The sequence below is a fragment of the Janthinobacterium pasteuri genome (genome assembly GCF_051380775.1).
Taxonomy (GTDB): domain Bacteria; phylum Pseudomonadota; class Gammaproteobacteria; order Burkholderiales; family Burkholderiaceae_D; genus Janthinobacterium.
Genome location: NZ_JBNYXS010000020.1, coordinates 89,304 through 107,003, shown reverse-complemented (window position 1 = coordinate 107,003; position 17,700 = coordinate 89,304). Strand labels below are relative to the sequence as shown.

The window sequence follows — 17,700 nt, the reverse complement described above, 5'->3', positions numbered from 1 at the left end:
AACACATCATGATGAGCAAAAACCTGATCGCCGCCGCCCTCGCCGCCGCATTCCTGGCCGTACCGCTGCCGGCCCTGGCCGGCGAACCCGAACTGCTGCAACGCATCGAAAAAATGGCCGCCGAACTGGAACAACTGAAGAGCGAATTGAAGGCCAGCGTCAAGAAAACCGACATCGTCGAGCAGCGCCAGCAGGCGTTGACGGCACAGGTGGCGGCCGCTCCAGCGCCGCAGGCCGCCGCGCCCGTGGTCTCCGCCGCCGGCCCGGCCACCGTCTTCACCGGCTACGGCGAGATCAACTACAACCGTCCGAGCAAGGACGCCAGCGCCGCCCAGAGCGACGTGCGGCGCGCCGTCATCGGCATCCAGCACCGCTTCGACGAGAAGACCAAGGTGGTTGCCGAGTTCGAGTGGGAACACGCGGTCGTCTCGGCCGACGACAAGGGCGAGAGCGAAGTCGAGCAGTTGTACGTCGAGCGCGAATTCGGCAACGGCTTGCGCGGCAAGGCCGGCCTGTTCCTGATGCCGGTCGGCCTGCTCAACACCAACCACGAGCCGACCGCCTACTACGGCGTCGAGCGCAACTTCGTCGAGACGGCCATCATCCCCTCGACCTGGCGCGAAGTGGGCCTGGGCCTGTCGGGCGAATTCGCCAACGGCCTGAGCTGGGACGCCGGCGTCACCACCGGTTTCGACCTGAGCAAATGGCAATCCGGCGCCGACGGCGAAGGGCGCGAATCGCCGCTGGGCAGCATCCACCAGGAAGGCCAATTGGCCAAGTCGCGCGACCTGAGCATGCACGGTGCCCTGAACTGGCGCGGCGTACCCGGCCTGCTGCTGGGCGGCTCCGTCTTCACCGGTAAGGCCGGCCACAAGACCGAGGGCTTCGCCGCCAACGACGCGCGCATCACCCTGTTCGATCTGCACGGCCGCTACACGCCGGGCCACTGGGACTTGTCGGCGCTGTACGCGCGCGGCCAGATCAGCCACACCGACGCCATCAACGAAACCAACGTCGGCGCGCCGAACCCGCTACCGAGCGTCTTCGCCGGCTGGTATCTGCAAGCAGCCTACCAATTGCTGAAGGCGGGCGACTACACCCTCAGCCCCTTCCTGCGCTATGAGCAGTACAACACGGCGAAGAGCTACGCTGCCGTACCGCAGGGCTTGGGCATCGCCGCCGGTGCGGACGAAAAAGTCACCACCATCGGCGCTAACCTGAAATTGGGCGAGGGCGTGGTGCTCAAGGCCGATTACCAGAAGTTCCGCGAAGACAACACGCGCGACCGCCTGAACCTGGGCGTGGGCTTTTCGTATTAAAATTCGCGCATGATGAAAACCCTGCACCTGGCCGCTCTGGCGGCCGGCGCGGCCAGCGCGCCCGCCTTCGCCACCCAGTATCTGAACCTGGAGCAGGCCCAGCGCCTGATGTTCCCGGAGGCCAGCGGCTTCCGCGAACAGAACCTGGCGCTGAACGGCGCGCAGATGCAGCAGGTGGAAAAACTCTGCGCCCTGCCGGCGCGCTCGGTCAACTGGCGCGTCTTCGCCGCCTACAAGGCCGAGGCGACGATCGGCTACCTGATCCTCGACGACGTCGTCGGCAAGTTCGAACTGATCTCCTACGCCGTCGGCGTCAACCCCGACGCCAGCGTGCGCCAGGTGGAGATCCTCACCTACCGCGAAAGCCACGGCGGCGAAATCCGCAACCCGGCCTGGCGCCGCCAGTTCGTCGGCAAGAGCGCGCCGGCCGGCCTCAGCGTCGGCGAGGGCATCGCCAACATCAGCGGCGCCACCCTCTCGGCCACCCACGTCACCGACGGCGTGCGGCGCATCGCCGCCATCGCCCAGGTGGTGCTGAAAAAATGATCCGCCGCGCCCAGCCCTTGCTGGGCACCCTGGTCGAAATCTGCATCAACGATCCCCTGCCCGAGCGGGACGCCCACGCGGCGGCCGCGCTGGCCTTCGCCGAGGTTGCGCTGGTGCATACCCTGATGAGTTTCCAGGCCTCCTCCAGCGACGTCGCGCGCCTGAACCGCGCGCCGCCCGGCGCCCTGCTCGCCGTGCACGCCCACACCTGGGCCGTGCTGGCACTGGCGCAGGAGGTGGCGGCGGCCTCGCGGGGCATCTTCAACATCGCTTGCGCGGCGCAACTGGTGGCTTGGGACTGTCTGCCGGCGCCCGCCGGCGCGGCGCCCCGCTACGCGCCGCACGTGGAGGTGCTGCGCTGCGCCGATAGTGGCGCGGTGCGCAAGCTGGCCGAGGGCTGGATCGACCTGGGCGGCATCGCCAAGGGCTACGCGGTCGACCTGGCCGTGGCCGCGCTGGCGCGCGCCGGCGTGCGCAGCGCCTGCGTCAACGCCGGCGGCGACTTGCGCGTGCTCGGCACCGCCGCCTTCCCGGTGACGCTGCGCGCGCCGGGCGAGCCCACCGCCGGCGCCGCGCAACTGCAACTCAGCGACGCCGCGCTGGCCACCTCGGCCAGCTATTTTTCCGCCCGGGACAAGGACGGCGCCGCCGTCAGCGCCCTCGTCGACGGGCGCGACGGCCGGCCCATGACGGGCCCGGCCAGCGCCACGGTGCAAGCGCCCACCTGCGCCGTGGCCGACGCGCTGACCAAAATCGTCCTGGCCAGCGGCGACGCACGCCACCCGGCGCTGGCCGTCTTCGGCGCCGCAGCGCTTATAATCTGAACGATGCACTCCCACAAACCCGCCACCCCGCACGCGCACCCGCGCCACCACATCAACCTGCGCCTGGAACGCTGGCACCGCCGCTGCGTCTACGCCAGCGGCGCCGCGCTGCTGCTCAGCGGCGTGGCCTGGCTGCTGGCGCGCTACTACCTGCGCGCGCCCGGCCAGTTCGGCGAAACCATCCACCCGCTGGAGCCGTGGGCCATGAAAGTACATGGCGCGGCCACCATGGCGGCGCTGTTCTTCCTCGGCAGCCTGATGAACGGCCACATCCGCCGCGCCCTGAAGGCCGGGCGCAACCTCGCGTCGGGCTGGAGCATGATGCTGACCCTGGCGGCGCTGATACTGAGCGGCTTCGGCCTCTACTACATCGCCGGCGAAAGCGACCGGCCCGTCTGGTCGGCGCTGCACTGGATCGTCGGCCTGGGGCTGGGTGGCCTGAGCGTGCTGCACGTCATGCTGGGGCGGCGCCGTCCCTGAGGCGCAGCTCAATACGGCATCAGCCAGCGCCACAGCGACATCTTCTTGCGCGCCGACAGGCGGATGCGGCCGACCTGATTGTCGGCGGTCGAGTAAAACAGCGTCACGGCGTCGGGACGCGATTCCGCGCTGTGGGGCGTTGTTGAATAATTCGACCGATCGCCACAGAAGTGTACAATCTGGCATCATTTCTTTCCAGGTAGGCCCGTGCCGTACAAACACAGCGAAGAGCGTCGCCACAAATTCGAGAAGCCGCACTACAAGGTGACGAACTGGCCTGCGTACAACGCCGCGCTCAAGCGGCGCGGTGACTTTACGATGTGGTTTACCGAAGAGGCGATTGCCGAGTGGTGTCCAGCGAAGACCGGGGCGCGCGGCCGGCCAACAAAGTATTCCAATGTGGCAATCGAGACCGCGCTGTTCATACGCCAAGTTTTTCATCTGGCGTTGCAGCAGCCCGATGCGCAAGTGATCATTCCACCGCACAAGAGCGCTGTACGTTCCGACACCGGCACGACTTGGCGGGACCAGCATATTGAAACCATCGCTCAGAAATGGCGCGCCACCTGGCAGCGGATAAGCTGCTACAATTTCCGCAGCTATGTGTAGTGACCTGCATTTGAAACGTGCCCGACCAGCATTCCAGCTGATTTTCGGCCAGGAATAACTGCGACTCACGCCCCCCTCAAACCAGCATTAGCTGCAAATGAACCTGCATTTATCCGCGCCGACCTGCATTTCATCGTCGCGAACCAGCATTATCTGCAACTGCCCAGGATGTTCAACACCGCCTTGCTATCGGCCTCGATTTCGGCCAGCACATCCAGCCAGTGGCCGATTACGCGCTTGACGCTCGCCGCTGGCTGGGTGTCGCGCCAGACCGTAAGGATGCGCTGGTAAGTGCAGGTTCATTTGCAGCTAATGCTGGTTTGCGGAACCGTCAGTTGCAGTTATTCCTGGCCGAGAATCGACTGGAATGCTGGTCGAGCCCGTTTCAAATGCAGGTCTCTACAACTAGCAGTCGCTCGATGTAGTTCAATATTTTCAGGTGAAATATTGCGGCATACAGCTAGTTGTAGAGGTGAAGCGTCGATCCGGTCACCTGATGTATCGGTTTTCTCGTCGCTGTTTGATTAACATCAAAACGCCGTTGACGCAGTAGACTATGGTCAAGGCATGGACCTCATAACTTGGCGAATTTGTGGCGCTGCGATTGAACTGGCGCGATCACATGGAGTATTTTTCGCAGCTGCCTTTCTGGCGGAGCGCGGGATATCCATCGAATTAGCTGTCGAGCTACTCGCAAAAATACACTCTGTTCAACCACACGCGGTATCTTGATATAGTTCGGCGATCTACGATCGCGTTTTTTCACAGCCTCGGGAGGAAGCCGCCCGACATGCTGAAATGCATCTTCAATTTCACAAATCAATGATCACGTTGCCGAAAGCGAGACGTCCATGTATTAGGATCAACTGGCCCTACTGTCAGTCGGCTGGAAGGGTTGCCTCATGCTGTGTAAACTCGGCAGCTATGGTCAGTTGCTATCGGTACTGAAGGCCTGTACACCTCGTCGGCCACACACGGGGACTTCGACAAAGATCAGCAAACGTTACGCAGTGTGCAACACGGGGCGTTGCCTTCGCTGCCGCGTCATTCGCGGGTAAAGTCGGTGCTGTAGCTATGCCGGCGATAGGGGACGCGCTTCGGCAACGAAATGACCGCCTGAATTTTTGTGTCCATAATTGAATTTGTCGGCATAATTTATCTCGCACCCTATTCAAACATGCGGACATCGGATCAGATCATATAGACGTGACTGGGAGGACGCCTAACGTTATTTCGGGTTCACTATTGGTTTTAGTTCGAAACCATTAGGGACCGTTGAGCTAAGCTCCGATCTCAATCCCACCAGCCTGTTGAGAGGTGTTCGTGTATCTAGAAGCGAGTGAACTTCGTCGTATTGCATGGCACGTACGCGGTCCAATTGCTCACGCAAGGCAAGAATTTCGGACTGCAGCTTGGATACGATAAGGCGCAATCGTGCTCGAGGCTCGTTAGCATATTTCGGGGCAGTGTCACGGGCTTGACGACGCTGTATCTCTTGGGCATCCTGGAACGCCTCTGCAATAAGCTTACGTCCGTTCCAAGTCTTCTGGGATAACACGTTACGGCGGAAATGGTGGCCGAAGCGTAACTTCGTCTGCAGTATCACGTTGTTCCAAGTAACTGCAACGCTCGCGTCGGGAAACTGCTCGATCATGCGAACAATCTTACGGGCAAGGGATTCAGTCAATACCACTTTCGCACCGGCCTGCCCCTTAGAAATAACGCTGGAATCACCCTTAAGAATCTTATCAGGCCGCTTGTTCATCTTTCCCCTCTTCATCATTATCATCATCAACTTCAAGCAGATGGCGCTCATCATTTAGCCCCAAAGTTCGAGGAGCCAATTCAGGATGTTCCTGATAGAAGAGAGTGTCTTGCCGTTGCATCTCCTTGCGACCACCGCACTGTGCTTCTAGCGCGCGCTCGTGACCGGGTGCAGCATGTTTGGAAGGGTTGTGGTACTTAATTAGGGCACCATTTGGAACAGCTGGGTCATCGAGGCGAGTGACGACACCATGGGAAACGAATGCCGCCTCAAGTTCGTTCCTGAAGTGCAGATCATGGATCTGCACTTTGATTTCATGAAAGCGTTCAATGAGCTCATCGGCCATAGTTCGCATGTTAACTCCTTTAATCAGCGTCAGTAGGTGGGCATCGAGCGTCGCTGGGTCGTCGGCTAGGCCCCGCTGGCGAGCGGTGATCAAGGCCTGCAACTGGTTGACTATGCTGCGGTTGTTCAGTACCTCCTGCCTGCGCCACTCTTCGTTGGTCGGTAGATGTCCTTTAACCGTTAACTGTTCGTTACATCCTTCAGAGCACCCGGCATATGCCCGGCAAGGTGTCTCGTGATGCTGATGAAGGCATATGCCGAAACGGTTAGGATAGAGAATGATGATCTGGTTGCCACTACGTGCTACAGGGCGGTTCTCGGTGGCTTGCGTGACCGCATCTACGCTCGTGACCGCAAGCCCATCTCCATGGGCAACTACAATCTCAGTGTGCAGGCCATATTCGTTTTCGATTCCCTCCAATGCCTGAAGACCCGCGGTGATGGATTGCAATTCTTTGGGAACTGGCAGCGCAGCTTGGTTCGCTTTCTGTTCGGCAGTTCGTAAGTCGTAGGCCGCCAACTGGGTAACGTTGATCCGGTTGGCCCACTTGTTGATAAGCACGTCACTCAGTCTCTCCTGAGCATCCAGAGCCTTTGTAGTTAGCCATCGCCGCGTGTCATGCGGCTCAATTTGACAGTCCACCAACTCGCCATCTTTAGTCATCTGAAGGTCGAGCTTAATGAAAACGCTTACTTCACAGCCCTTTTTTTGCCTCCAGGGTGCAGTTTTCAACCGAGCGCGTATAGCATCGGCATCCCACGCCTGCGGCAGGTAAGGAGTGCGGTTAGTGTCCACGAGCATGAGCATTTCGCTTAGCACACCATAGTATCGATTTTGCCTAGTCACTCGACGCATAGCCTCCATGCGCTCGCGCACTCTCTCGAGTAAATAGAGTTCTATCGCTTGCCACTTTAGTACTTGAATTTTAACGTTGCGGTTTTTTTCGCCATCAGATCGGTGACTACGCGGGTTTTCAATTAATACGACCGCAGTAACGTCGCCCTTGTGCAGATTCGTAAATGTCGCCCAAACGCCTGAACCTGTCCCCGAAATTTCAGTACGGCTCGGTTCTCGATTGGTCAGGTTTGTAATTTTCCACAAAGAATTTTTTGATATTAGAGTGCCCCGGAGATATTCAAGTTCCGGTAGCAGATATAGGCGATTGGGATCTTGCTCGTAGTGTTCCAGAAGAGTCCTAGACCGCTGCCCAAGTTGGAGGATGGTGTTCCAGCAGATCTCGCTCAGACCAATCATGAAGTTGAGAATTGGTTTTCCTGACCAATCTGCCCCTTTTGAGCCCTTCATCAGCAGTAATTGGTGTGCTTGAAAAAGCGGGCCTACTTCATCCCCGTTCGGACGCTTGGCGTAATCTTCAATTTTATAGCGGTCGCTGACCCGCATGCATAGCGGCTCATTAATTCGGGATGGGGCGCACATTAGTATGTTGGCTACCGCTATAGCTGATCGGTCAGGTGCGGACAAGCGTTCATCGCATAAAAGCATTGCTTGTGTTGCATCTGAGAGGCCCTCGATCTGCCGATCCAAGACTTCAATGTCCTTGTTACCCCGGCGTTGCTTTCGCCACGCTATACTCATGTTTCGTAGCGTCTCCTTGGCAACCGCGCTAGGACCCCATCCTAAATAGCTGATCACTCCTAGACGCGCGAGGTCGTCAAGCATCCCTCCAAGTAGTTTTAATGAGCTTAAAACCGGATGAGCCGCCGCCGGATTGGTTTTCTTTACTTCATCCTCTTCGAGATCACAGATGTGATGGCGATGCAATGCCCCAAGAGGAACGGTTTGACGATGGAGTAACCTCCAGGCCAGGAGAGCTAGTCGCGGACTTTTGGCCTTGCCTTCGAGCGCCGCACGGGCCATAAGGCAGCGAAAGGCTAAAAGATAGCTCGCATCTGTACCTGCGAAGTCGATGATCGCTGCACCGAACCCCACATCAAGCATTTTGGTGTCATACAAGGTGTAGATTGGCCACGAGTCCCCATCGAAATTGACCTGCGGCCAATGCTGCCTCATGTTTTCTCGGCACTGCTGGGCCAACGTCTGTAGCACCTCGTTGCTCCGAGCCAGATCGAGACCGATTATCTGGTTCATCGAGCCATCTCTACTTTTGCACGCTCAGCCTCAATTGCTTGCCGCTTGACCTCGCAAATGTTGATGACGATTCGGATTCGGTTTGCAATATGCATGTACCGCTTTATGTCGGCTTGACGCGGCAGGCCACCGCCGCGTGCAGACTCGACTTCCTCATTGACTCGCTCCAGATTGATTGTGTGGTCGACGTCGTAGCAGGGTTTGAAGCGGGGGCACTCATAACAAGCGATTGGGGCGTACTGACATATTTGATGTCGACCGCATTCTCCAGTTATTTCGCGACGCGTACGATCCACGGAGGGCGACACGATCCGTTTGGCCGGCGAGATCACATCTTTGCTTGATACAACATGCTTGATCACGGGGAAATGCTCCAAGAATGCCGGCTCCAGGGAGTCGCTGAGTTCATCGATAGCGCCTGAAAAGATTAAGTCGACATAAACGTTGGCTGCTCGATGAGTAGCATGGAGCAACACGGCAGCGATCGTTGAAGTTGAGCACCCGGCGATTGCTAATTGCGTGCCAAGGGTGTGCCTGAGTATTACGTGATTCATCTTGAGTCCGGTCAGCTTCTTCAGAGGCGCCATGTAGAACCCGGCAAGATAGCTCGCGTTTCCTATCAGCCCCAACCTTTCTTTGGACGCCTTAAACATTCGGTTGCTAGTCCCTACGCCAGGGAATAGCGGTAGATCACCAATTGTGTAAGGCGATGATGCCCGCATGCTTTCACTGAGCGCCGCATTTTTTTCCTGAATCAATCCACCTAGTCGCTTGGCCACCGCATCCCGTTGTCGGTCAAGGATCATTCCTACTTCTTGATGTAGACGAATATGTGCTAAAGGTCTTTCGCTAGTTCTTGCCTTAGGGATCGTGATCGTGAGGAAGTAGATCTTTTTGCCGTCTATCACGTCGATCTGAAGATCCTTCAATCGAAGTACTCGGAATGACTCCGGCCGTGCCGCCCGGCTTAGCAGCAAACGGCTAAAAGCAAAGACGCCCAGACTCAACTCACCTGTCTCGTAAGCTGCCTCTGTGATATTGAGGATGTGTACAAGTGTGGCCCGGCTCAAAGCGCTGGCCAGGACGCGTTTCCGAAGTTGCCCTACAGCTCCAAGCTCCTGTGAATCGTCAGTACTCCGCTTGCCTTTAGGAAAGTCACTCGAATGAAGGCCGGCCTGAAAGAGAGTTGGGTTGTGGAGTTGCCTGTTGTAAAAAGTCTTGAACGTGGCCAGATAGGTTTGCGGCACGCGGTCCTGCACCGCCCAAAGACCCATAAGAAGGTCTGAGTCAATTCTTTCAAACACAGGCGGCGTTACGGCACGCTCATTGCAGATCTGTATAAATTGACTTTGGCAGGCTTGAAGAACCGACTGGACTCGGTACGCATCATTCCAGATTGTTGTAGGTCTTACCTGTAAAACCCTGTCGATCCAACACTCCTTGAGCGCGAGAAGGAAATCGCGGTCGTAGCATTCAAGCAGGGGGGTAAGGTCGAACGAGGATTGCTTTAGTTCGGCGCGCTTGCCTTTGCCGAGCGTTTCGGACATCGTCCAGCGCAGCGGAACATTTTCTTGCCACTCTGCGATTGCACGCCCAACAATCTTTTTAACAGTGTTCATTTTTCAGCATTTTTGGAGACGTTGGCCTCGGCTAAAAGTGACTCCATATAGTCATCGACCGTTAGACTAGCTGCATCGCTCATTGCCCGTTGCGCATAGAGAGCTGGCATATCGCTTTCTTTGGACCATCCGAAGCGCATCTTCATCAAATCCATCACAACGTCTACACTCTTCGTCTGGATCTTCGTTGCATAGAACAGCGAAACAGACGAGTGCCGTAGCAGGTAAGCGTCGAAGTCGTACACTTCGCCGTGAAGATAGGGGTCGGCCGGATCTTTTGACAACAATCCGATTTCGGTCAAGCCTTTGCCCATCCGCCGGAACACATGAGCGATAGTGCCACGATCACCAATCGGACCGCCATGCTCAGCTAAGAACAAGAATCCTTCTGAGCGGTTGCGCAGGGTGCGAGTTATGACAGCCACTCGCTCGCTCTTGATGTAGTCCTGTATGGCCTGGGCCGTTGTGGCCCAGATCGCTATGGTAATTTCTGAGTTGTAGTTTTGGTTGCTAGCCGCACCTTTCTGCACGGGCGTGCTTGTGCTGACCTTTTTGGTACGTCTCGCGGTGTTATCTTTGATGGTGACATATCCACGCTCCTTCTTACCTGTCCACTTAAAGTCCGCCAGTGCGACGTTTCCGATGGCGCCTGGCCGCATGCCCTCAGCCGCTAATAAGATTATTGCCCGATCGCGCAAGTGGTTGCAGCCAATCTTTCCACTCTGCGTTCTTAAAAGGTCTGCAGATCGCAGGAACACTGAAGAATAGATTAGCATGAATCGCTCGGTCGGCATTGAACGGATACGGTGGGGATGGAGTGCCTTTGTGCCGCGCACGCCTTCCTTGAGCTCCGTGGCACATATCTCGACTCGTCGCTGTAGGGTTTCGCTCACTGCAGATCCGATAGGCATGCGTGGTTCCAAGATCTTCGTATGAAACCACAGCAGGAAGTCCGCGATTCCTACGAGTTGCTTGAGTGCTGTATTGGGCTCAACCGCGCCCGCCCGCTCGTTCGGTTCTTTGTCCTTGGTCGCCGATGCGATGGTCGTCACCGCACGGTCGGACATCGACTCAATCTGTTCAATTGGCCGGAAGACCAAATAACGCAGTGCCTTCTTTTCGGCCTCGGTTAGCCAGCGTCCCGCAAGAGCACGGGCTGCAAGGTCAATGCTAAATGCATCGGCCAAGCGTACCCAGACCCGCAATGCCCTGGCAACGACGTGTTTTGTGTGAGGGTTTGCGTAGGATTCGTTCAGATATAGCGTGCCCGGTACATGGAGGATTCCGGAATCGCTCGTGAGATAGACTTTTGATCCGTGCGTTTCAAGTCTCATTAAATGACATAAGTTAGGATTTTCTACAACATCCTATCAGCAAATAAAAAGAATACAACTTAGAATTGCATCTTGCTCCAAGTTTCATTGATAGCTTAAAGGAGCTGACTAAATAAGAAGTCAAATTGGGGAGGACACTCACCATACAAGTCGAAGCGCCCCGATTCCTTGGGCAGGTCCGCCGGCGCCAGATTGGCCGTAATGCGCCGCGCCGGCATGTCAAAGCCGCAATTTTGCAGCGCGGCGCGGACGCGGTCGCGCGATTCCTTCACTTCCGTGTCCGGCAAGCCGACAATGGTAAAGGCGGGCAAGCCATTGGCAAGGTGGACTTCGACACTTACCTCGGGTGCCTCCATGCCGGCCAGGGCGCGGCTTTTCAGGACGGCCAGACTCATCAGACTCCCCTGTGGCGCGAGCGCGGTCAGGATCAGTCTAGCGCTTGTAACGCTGTCAGGCTTGAGGTATGCCAGCTAGGCCGTCTATAACGCGACCTTGCCGGCGGTACTTTATGCCTTTGGTTCGTTCAGGCGCGTTTCCAGTTCGATCAGGCGCAATTCCAGTGCGTCCAGCTTGGCGCGGGTCTTGGCCAGCACTTGCGCCTGGATATCGAATTCCTCGCGTGTGACGAGATCGAGGCGGGCGAAGCCCTGGGTCATCATCGATTTCACGTTTTTCTCGATATCCTTGGCAGGCGAGTTTTCGATGGCTTGATGGATCTTGCCTTGCAAGTCGTTAAAGAAGGTATTCATGTCCATGGTCAGTCCTTATATGGTGCGGCCTGTGCATCGCACCATTGCGGTGCACAGCGGCGTTAATCTGGTGCGAAACTGGGCGGCTCATTGTGCTTCAGCAGTCCATTAGCGCAGCCCTGGCGGCTTACAGGGTATGTGTGGACGGAAATGCACCTGTCAAGGTGGCAAGAGAGCTGGCACGTATTCTGCTAAAGAAGCTATGAACGCTTTGTGATCTCCAGCCAAGATTTTAAACCTCAACCGCTTTAAAAGTTCAATAAAAGGAAATCGCCATGAAGAATCTGTCCAAGAACCTGACTTTAGTAGCAGCGTTGACGCTGGCCATGACCGCTGTGTGCGGTAGCGCCATGGCCCAGGATGCAGTGGCAGCGCCTGCTGCTGCCGAAGCCGTACCTGATAACGTGGTGAGCTACAACGTGGCGCTGACCAGCGACTACCGTTACCGCGGCGTGTCCCAAAGCCGTCTCGATCCTGCCATCAGCGGCGGTGCCGACTATACCCACAATCCGACGGGTCTGTACGTGGGGACCTGGCTGTCGAGCATCAAATGGATCAAGGATGGCGGCGGCGATACCAATCTGGAATGGGATATCTACGGCGGCAAGCGTGGCGAGATCAGCAAGGATTTCACCTACGATGTGGGCGGCCTGTACTACTTCTATCCCTCGAATGGGCTGAGCACCAATGCCAACACCTTCGAGCTATATGGCCAGCTCGGCTATGGTCCGGCCTACATCAAGTACTCGCACTCGACGACCAATCTGTTCGGCGTGCCTGACAGCAAGAACAGCGGCTACCTCGATGTGGGCGCGAATATCGATGTATACGAAGGCTATCTGCTGAACCTGCATGTGGGACGTCAGAAGGTCGAGCACAACGATGCCCTCAGCTACACCGATTACAAGCTGGGTGTCACCAAGGATTTCGGCGTGGCAACAGTCGCACTGGCCTACGTCAAGGCGAATATCACGTCGCTGGCACCGAACGGCAAGAACCTGGCGAAATCTGGTCTCGTGCTGACCGTGTCCAAAACCTTTTAAGCGAGACTGCCATGAAAATGATTACAGCAATCATTAAACCGTTCAAACTGGACGAAGTGCGCGAAGCCTTGTCGGCTATCAATGTGCAAGGCATTACCGTCACCGAAGTCAAAGGGTTCGGTCGCCAGAAAGGTCACACGGAACTCTATCGTGGCGCTGAGTATGTCGTCGATTTCTTGCCAAAAACCAAGATTGAAGCGGCCGTCGATGACGCCATTGTCGACCAGGCCATCGAAGCGATCGAAGGTGCAGCGCGTACCGGTAAAATCGGCGATGGCAAGATCTTCGTCTACAACCTGGAACAAGTCATCCGCATCCGTACCGGTGAAACCGGCAACGAAGCGCTCTAAGGGGAATATTGATGCGTAAAAATATAACAAAATTGCTCGCTGGGATAGCCTGTCTGTGTGCGTTTGGCGTCGCCACGCCGAGCTTTGCCGATGCCCCCGCCAAGGCGGAAGCGGTCGCGACTACTGCCGTCGCCGCCCCCGCCGTGACGCCGGTTCCTGACGCAGCACCCGCGGCTGCCGCTCCGGCACCGGCAGCTGCCGCGCCAGCCGCCGCACCCGTCGCCAACAAGGGTGATACCAGCTTCATGATGATCAGCACCTTGCTGGTAATTTTGATGACCATCCCGGGCCTGGCCTTGTTCTACGGCGGTCTGGTGCGCTCGAAGAACATGCTGTCGGTGCTGATGCAAGTGTTCATGGTGTTCGCGCTGGTGATCGTGCTGTGGTGTATTTATGGCTACTCGATCGCCTTCACGGAAAAAACCGCCTTCTTCGGTGGCTTCGACCGCCTGTTCCTGAACGGCATCTGGGATCCGGCCAAGGGGACGTTTGCCGCCGCCGCCACCTTCAGCAAGGGCGTCGTCATTCCCGAGTTCGTTTTCGTGGCTTTCCAGGGCACGTTTGCCGCCATCACGTGCGCACTGATCGTCGGTGCCTTTGCCGAGCGCGCGAAGTTTGCCGCCGTGCTTGCCTTCGTCGTGCTGTGGTTCACGTTTGCCTACTTGCCGGCCGCCCACATGGTGTGGTTCTGGACCGGTCCTGACCTGATCACGAATGCCGCTACCTCGGCCAGCGAAGCCCTGAAGGCTGGCTGGATCTGGCAAAAAGGCGCGCTGGACTTCGCCGGCGGCACCGTGGTGCACATCAATGCCGCAGTCGCCGGCCTGGTGGGCGCGATCATGATCGGCAAGCGCGTCGGCTACGGCCGTGAATCGATGGCGCCGCACTCGCTGACGATGACCATGATCGGCGCGTCCCTGTTGTGGGTGGGCTGGTTCGGTTTCAATGCCGGCTCCTCGCTGGAAGCGGGTGACGTGGCGGCCCTGGCCTTTGTCAACACGCTGCTGGCAACTGCCGCCGCCACCCTGTCGTGGGTGTTTGGCGAGTGGATCAGCAAAGGCAAACCATCCATGCTCGGTGGCGCATCGGGCGCCGTTGCCGGCCTGGTGGCGATCACCCCGGCGGCCGGTTTTGTCGGCCCGATGGGGGGCCTGGTCATCGGCTTGCTGGCCGGTGTCATCTGCCTGTGGGGCGTGAATGGCCTGAAACGCCTGATCGGCGCCGACGATTCGCTCGACGTGTTCGGCGTGCATGGCGTGGGCGGCATCCTGGGTGCCTTGCTGACCGGTGTGTTTGCTGCACCACAACTGGGCGGTCAAGGCATCTTCGACTATGTCACCAACAAGATGTCGGCTGACCCGTATTCGATCGGACACCAGGTGTGGGTGCAGGCGCAAGCGGTCGGCACCACCATCATCTGGTCGGCCGTGGTCTCCGTCATCGCCTATAAGCTGGTCGACATCGTCATTGGCCTGCGCGTACCGGAAGAAGAAGAGCGCGAAGGCCTCGATATCACCAGCCATGGCGAGCAGGCATATCATGGCTAAATGATCATGATCTGGCATGTCAGCGCCCCGGCGCGGCATGCCAGGCTTGCAAAGGCGCCTCTTTGAGGTGCCTTTTTTTCGTTGTGGGAATGGAAAAGGTCTTTAAAACAAGGCTTTTGCCCCGATTTGGGCTACTTACACGGTAATATAGTCGGCAGTTCTGTGTGCTTTTTTGAATACTGCACATAATTTAAGGATGTAACTATGGTTCCCCATCTCGTCACGGCCCTGACCGGACCGCTGCTCGACCTCGAAAAAAAGATTCTGGCCGCGACGCCGGCCATTGAGCGCTGGTTTCGCATGGAGTGGCAAGAGCACACGCCGCCCTTCTATTGCTCGGTAGATTTGCGCAATGCGGGCTACAAGCTGGCGCCCGTCGATACCAATCTGTTCCCTGGCGGTTTTCATAACCTGGCCACGGAAATGCTGCCCTTGTCCGTGCAGGCGGCCATGGCTGCCATCGACAAGTATTGCCCGGACGCCCGCAACCTGCTGATGGTGCCGGAATTGCACAACACCACGCCGCAATACTTGCAAAACGTGGCGCGCCTGATGCAGATCTTCCGCCAGACGGGGCTGCATGTGCGCCTGGGCTCATGGTCGCCCGAGATCACCCAGCCGACACCGCTGGCGTTGCCAGATGGCAACATGCTCGTCATCGAGCCGCTCGTGCGCTTGAATAACGGCCGCCGCCTGGGCTTGAAGGATTTCGATCCGTGCACGATCTTGCTGAACAACGACTTGTCGGATGGCATCCCCGATATCTTGCAAAACATTCACGAGCAAAGCCTGCTGCCGCCTTTGCACGCGGGCTGGGCCCTGCGCCGAAAGAGTAACCACTACACGGCTTACGATGAAGTGGTGAAAAAATTCGGCAAGATGATCGATGTCGATCCGTGGATGCTCAATCCGTTCCACGCCAAGTGCAGCGACGTGAACTTCCAGGAAGGCGAGGGCGAAGATGCGCTGGCCGCCAGCATCGACGTGCTGCTGGCCAAGATCCGCAAGAAATACAAGGAATACGGCATCAAGGAAAAGCCCTTCGTCATCGTCAAGCCCGATGCGGGCACGTATGGCACGGGCATCATGACGGTGCGCGACGCCAGCGAAGTGCGCGACTTGTCGCGCAAGCAGCGCGACAAAATGTCCATCGTCAAGGATGGCAAGGTCGTCACCGACGTCATCATCCAGGAAGGCGTGCCGACCTTTGAAAGCATCAAGGATGCCGTGGCTGAACCTGTCGTCTACATGATCGACCGCTATGTGGTGGGCGGCTTCTATCGCGTGCACGCTGAGCGTGGCGTGGATCAGAACCTGAACGCGCCCGGCTCGCAGTACGTGCCGCTGGCGTTTGCCCAGCAGCATGCCGTGCCGGACTTGAAGGCCAAGCCGGGCACGGCCGCGCCGAACCGCTTCTATGTGTATGGCGTGGTGGCGCGCCTGGCCTTGCTGGCTGCATCGCTGGAAATGGAGCGCACGGACCCGAATCCCGAGGTGTATTGATCCATCCATGCAGCTTGCCGGGCGCGGTGACTACCGCGCCTGGCGATCTCGGCTAGAATCAAGCATTCCTTATCCAGGCTCCCCGATTGGACGCACCATGAAAATTGCATTCCTTGCCGACCCGCTGGCAGGCTTCAAGACTTACAAAGATTCCACTTTCGCCATGATGCGCGAGGCGGCCAAACGCGGCCATGCCGTGTACGCCTTCGAACAGAAGGACATGGCGCTGGAAGAGGGCATCGTCACGGCACTGGTACAGCATATCGAGCTGACGGGCGACGAGCACGACTGGTACAAGGTTGTCTCGCGCGAGGAAGTGCGCCTGTCGGCTCTGGACGCCATCATCGAGCGCAAGGACCCGCCGTTCGACATGGAATACGTGTACGGCACGTATTTGCTGGAGCTGGCGGAAAAGCAGGGCGCGCACGTCTTCAACAAACCGTCCGCCATCCGCGACAACAATGAAAAGCTGGCTATCGCCCAGTTTTCCGAATTCACCTCGCCAACCCTGGTGACGTCGAATGAAGCGCGCCTGCGCGCCTTCCATGCCAAGCACCAGGATGTCATCTTCAAGCCGCTCGACGGCATGGGTGGCACGGGCATCTTCCGCGTCAAGGCCGATGGCCTGAACCTGGGCGCCATCATCGAGACCTTGAGCGAGAACGGCGCGCAAACCATCATGGCGCAGCGCTTCATTGCCGACATCGTCAAGGGCGACAAGCGCATCCTCGTCATCGGCGGCAAGCCGGTGCCGTTTTCGCTGGCGCGCATCCCGCAGGCGGGCGAAGTACGCGGCAACCTGGCCGCTGGCGGCACGGGCGTGGCGCAGCCATTGACGGCGCGCGACCTGGAAATCGCTGAAAAACTGGGCCCCATCCTGGCCGCGCGTGGCCTGATGCTGGTAGGATTGGATGTGATCGGCGACTATCTGACGGAAGTCAATGTCACCAGCCCGACCTGCTTCCAGGAAATCATGCAGCAGACGGGGTTTGACGTGGCGGCCATGTTTGTCGACGCCGTCGAACATGGCGTTGCACAAGCGCAGCAGCGCCAGAAGGTGAAATGAACATGGTAGGGATTTTGCTCATGACACACGCACCGCTGGGACAGGCCTTCATCGCCGCCTGCACGCATGTGTTTCGCGGGCCAACGGAACGTTTTGAAGCCATCGACGTCGTCGCCGACCAGGACCTGGCGGAAGTGCAAAAGCTGGCGTCGGACGCCATCTGCCGCCTCGACGACGGTTCCGGCGTGCTGGTGATTACCGATGTGAAGGGCGGCACGCCGTCGAACTGCTGCAACAAGCTGGCCGATGCGGGCCGGGTGGAAGTCATCGCCGGCATCAGCCTGCCGATGCTGCTGCGCGCCATCACGTATCGCCGCGACACGCTCGACGTGGTGGTGGAGATGGCGCTGGCCGGTGCGCAAAGCGGCGCCGTGCGCGTCGATAACCGCATCCGTGTGGGCGAATAAGGAAGTGCATGGCCGCCGCCCTGAAGGCGGCGGGTTTTATAGGCCAAGATTGTCATCAGCGTAGTGCATTCAGGGATAGAGACC

General features: G+C 58.1%; 16 protein-coding genes and 1 pseudogene. 11 read left to right on the top strand and 6 right to left on the bottom strand.

Annotated elements, in window-relative coordinates; translation table 11 throughout:
- Positions 1 to 8: 8 nt before the first annotated feature.
- From ACQ4WN_RS19480 to ACQ4WN_RS19460, 5 genes are all read left to right on the top strand, one after another.
- Positions 9 to 1,319: a putative porin gene (locus ACQ4WN_RS19480; RefSeq protein WP_436553003.1), complete on the top strand. Its 1,311-nt coding sequence runs from the start codon at positions 9 to 11 to the stop codon at positions 1,317 to 1,319.
- A 9-nt stretch (positions 1,320 to 1,328) separates the two neighbouring features.
- Positions 1,329 to 1,865, top strand: a complete 537-nt coding sequence (locus tag ACQ4WN_RS19475) for an FMN-binding protein (protein ID WP_436553002.1) — start codon at positions 1,329 to 1,331, stop codon at positions 1,863 to 1,865.
- On the top strand, positions 1,862 to 2,689 hold the full coding sequence (locus ACQ4WN_RS19470; protein ID WP_436553001.1) for an FAD:protein FMN transferase: 828 nt from the start codon (positions 1,862 to 1,864) through the stop codon (positions 2,687 to 2,689). Before ACQ4WN_RS19475 ends, ACQ4WN_RS19470 begins: the two co-directional genes overlap by 4 nt.
- Before the next feature lie 3 nt (positions 2,690 to 2,692).
- A complete protein-coding gene (locus ACQ4WN_RS19465; protein WP_436553000.1) occupies positions 2,693 to 3,169 on the top strand; it encodes a DUF4405 domain-containing protein in 477 nt (158 codons plus the stop codon).
- 207 nt (positions 3,170 to 3,376) lie between these two features.
- Complete coding sequence (locus ACQ4WN_RS19460) at positions 3,377 to 3,778, top strand: transposase (RefSeq protein ID WP_436552999.1); 402 nt, start codon at positions 3,377 to 3,379, stop codon at positions 3,776 to 3,778.
- A 1,228-nt stretch (positions 3,779 to 5,006) separates the two neighbouring features.
- On the opposite strand, the gene ACQ4WN_RS19455 is transcribed toward ACQ4WN_RS19460, so the two are convergent.
- The 6 genes and pseudogenes from ACQ4WN_RS19455 to ACQ4WN_RS19430 all read right to left on the bottom strand — a co-directional run bounded on the left by ACQ4WN_RS19455 (position 5,007) and on the right by ACQ4WN_RS19430 (position 11,706).
- The gene (locus ACQ4WN_RS19455) at positions 5,007 to 5,543 is read right to left on the bottom strand and encodes a hypothetical protein (RefSeq protein ID WP_436552998.1); all 537 of its coding nucleotides are present in this window, start codon (positions 5,541 to 5,543) and stop codon (positions 5,007 to 5,009) included.
- Positions 5,527 to 7,998 carry a hypothetical protein gene (locus ACQ4WN_RS19450; protein ID WP_436552997.1) on the bottom strand — a complete coding sequence of 824 codons (2,472 nt, stop codon included), beginning with the start codon at positions 7,996 to 7,998 and terminating at the stop codon, positions 5,527 to 5,529. Before ACQ4WN_RS19450 ends, ACQ4WN_RS19455 begins: the two co-directional genes overlap by 17 nt.
- Positions 7,995 to 9,617 (bottom strand): hypothetical protein, encoded by a 1,623-nt coding sequence (locus ACQ4WN_RS19445; protein WP_436552996.1) that lies wholly within the window; start codon positions 9,615 to 9,617, stop codon positions 7,995 to 7,997. The genes ACQ4WN_RS19450 and ACQ4WN_RS19445 overlap by 4 nt, the downstream gene beginning before the upstream one ends.
- Positions 9,614 to 10,951, bottom strand: a complete 1,338-nt coding sequence (locus ACQ4WN_RS19440) for a site-specific integrase (protein ID WP_436552995.1) — start codon at positions 10,949 to 10,951, stop codon at positions 9,614 to 9,616. Before ACQ4WN_RS19440 ends, ACQ4WN_RS19445 begins: the two co-directional genes overlap by 4 nt.
- Positions 10,952 to 11,097: 146 nt before the next feature.
- Positions 11,098 to 11,346, bottom strand: a pseudogene (locus ACQ4WN_RS19435) (magnesium chelatase domain-containing protein); the annotation flags it as partial.
- A 111-nt stretch (positions 11,347 to 11,457) separates the two neighbouring features.
- Positions 11,458 to 11,706 (bottom strand): accessory factor UbiK family protein, encoded by a 249-nt coding sequence (locus tag ACQ4WN_RS19430; protein ID WP_092716695.1) that lies wholly within the window; start codon positions 11,704 to 11,706, stop codon positions 11,458 to 11,460.
- 269 nt (positions 11,707 to 11,975) lie between these two features.
- On the opposite strand from ACQ4WN_RS19430, the gene ACQ4WN_RS19425 reads away from it, so the two are divergent.
- From ACQ4WN_RS19425 to ACQ4WN_RS19400, 6 genes are all read left to right on the top strand, one after another.
- Positions 11,976 to 12,743, top strand: a complete 768-nt coding sequence (locus ACQ4WN_RS19425) for a TorF family putative porin (protein WP_436552994.1) — start codon at positions 11,976 to 11,978, stop codon at positions 12,741 to 12,743.
- 11 nt (positions 12,744 to 12,754) lie between these two features.
- Complete coding sequence (locus ACQ4WN_RS19420; RefSeq protein WP_010393464.1) at positions 12,755 to 13,093, top strand: P-II family nitrogen regulator; 339 nt, start codon at positions 12,755 to 12,757, stop codon at positions 13,091 to 13,093.
- Positions 13,094 to 13,104: 11 nt separating this feature from the next.
- A complete protein-coding gene (locus ACQ4WN_RS19415; RefSeq protein ID WP_436552993.1) occupies positions 13,105 to 14,640 on the top strand; it encodes an ammonium transporter in 1,536 nt (511 codons plus the stop codon).
- A gap of 204 nt (positions 14,641 to 14,844) precedes the next feature.
- On the top strand, positions 14,845 to 16,143 hold the full coding sequence (gshA, locus tag ACQ4WN_RS19410) for a glutamate--cysteine ligase (RefSeq protein WP_436552992.1): 1,299 nt from the start codon (positions 14,845 to 14,847) through the stop codon (positions 16,141 to 16,143).
- A 97-nt stretch (positions 16,144 to 16,240) separates the two neighbouring features.
- On the top strand, positions 16,241 to 17,209 hold the full coding sequence (gene gshB, locus ACQ4WN_RS19405; protein WP_436552991.1) for a glutathione synthase: 969 nt from the start codon (positions 16,241 to 16,243) through the stop codon (positions 17,207 to 17,209).
- A gap of 2 nt (positions 17,210 to 17,211) precedes the next feature.
- On the top strand, positions 17,212 to 17,616 hold the full coding sequence (locus ACQ4WN_RS19400) for a PTS sugar transporter subunit IIA (RefSeq protein ID WP_436520126.1): 405 nt from the start codon (positions 17,212 to 17,214) through the stop codon (positions 17,614 to 17,616).
- Positions 17,617 to 17,700: the final 84 nt, after the last annotated feature.

Excerpts from the sequence above, each read along its gene's own strand:
- ACQ4WN_RS19440 (WP_436552995.1), bottom strand. The coding sequence starts at position 10,951 with ATGAGACTTGAAACGCACGGATCAAAAGTCTATCTCACGAGCGATTCC.
- ACQ4WN_RS19400 (WP_436520126.1), top strand. The coding sequence starts at position 17,212 with ATGGTAGGGATTTTGCTCATGACACACGCACCGCTGGGACAGGCCTTC.
- ACQ4WN_RS19430 (WP_092716695.1), bottom strand. The coding sequence starts at position 11,706 with ATGGACATGAATACCTTCTTTAACGACTTGCAAGGCAAGATCCATCAA.
- ACQ4WN_RS19415 (WP_436552993.1), top strand. The coding sequence starts at position 13,105 with ATGCGTAAAAATATAACAAAATTGCTCGCTGGGATAGCCTGTCTGTGT.
- ACQ4WN_RS19475 (WP_436553002.1), top strand. The coding sequence starts at position 1,329 with ATGATGAAAACCCTGCACCTGGCCGCTCTGGCGGCCGGCGCGGCCAGC.
- ACQ4WN_RS19445 (WP_436552996.1), bottom strand. The coding sequence starts at position 9,617 with ATGAACACTGTTAAAAAGATTGTTGGGCGTGCAATCGCAGAGTGGCAA.
- ACQ4WN_RS19465 (WP_436553000.1), top strand. The coding sequence starts at position 2,693 with ATGCACTCCCACAAACCCGCCACCCCGCACGCGCACCCGCGCCACCAC.
- ACQ4WN_RS19455 (WP_436552998.1), bottom strand. The coding sequence starts at position 5,543 with ATGAACAAGCGGCCTGATAAGATTCTTAAGGGTGATTCCAGCGTTATT.
- ACQ4WN_RS19425 (WP_436552994.1), top strand. The coding sequence starts at position 11,976 with ATGAAGAATCTGTCCAAGAACCTGACTTTAGTAGCAGCGTTGACGCTG.
- ACQ4WN_RS19450 (WP_436552997.1), bottom strand. The coding sequence starts at position 7,998 with ATGAACCAGATAATCGGTCTCGATCTGGCTCGGAGCAACGAGGTGCTA.
- gshB (WP_436552991.1), top strand. The coding sequence starts at position 16,241 with ATGAAAATTGCATTCCTTGCCGACCCGCTGGCAGGCTTCAAGACTTAC.
- ACQ4WN_RS19480 (WP_436553003.1), top strand. The coding sequence starts at position 9 with ATGATGAGCAAAAACCTGATCGCCGCCGCCCTCGCCGCCGCATTCCTG.
- gshA (WP_436552992.1), top strand. The coding sequence starts at position 14,845 with ATGGTTCCCCATCTCGTCACGGCCCTGACCGGACCGCTGCTCGACCTC.
- ACQ4WN_RS19470 (WP_436553001.1), top strand. The coding sequence starts at position 1,862 with ATGATCCGCCGCGCCCAGCCCTTGCTGGGCACCCTGGTCGAAATCTGC.
- ACQ4WN_RS19420 (WP_010393464.1), top strand. The coding sequence starts at position 12,755 with ATGAAAATGATTACAGCAATCATTAAACCGTTCAAACTGGACGAAGTG.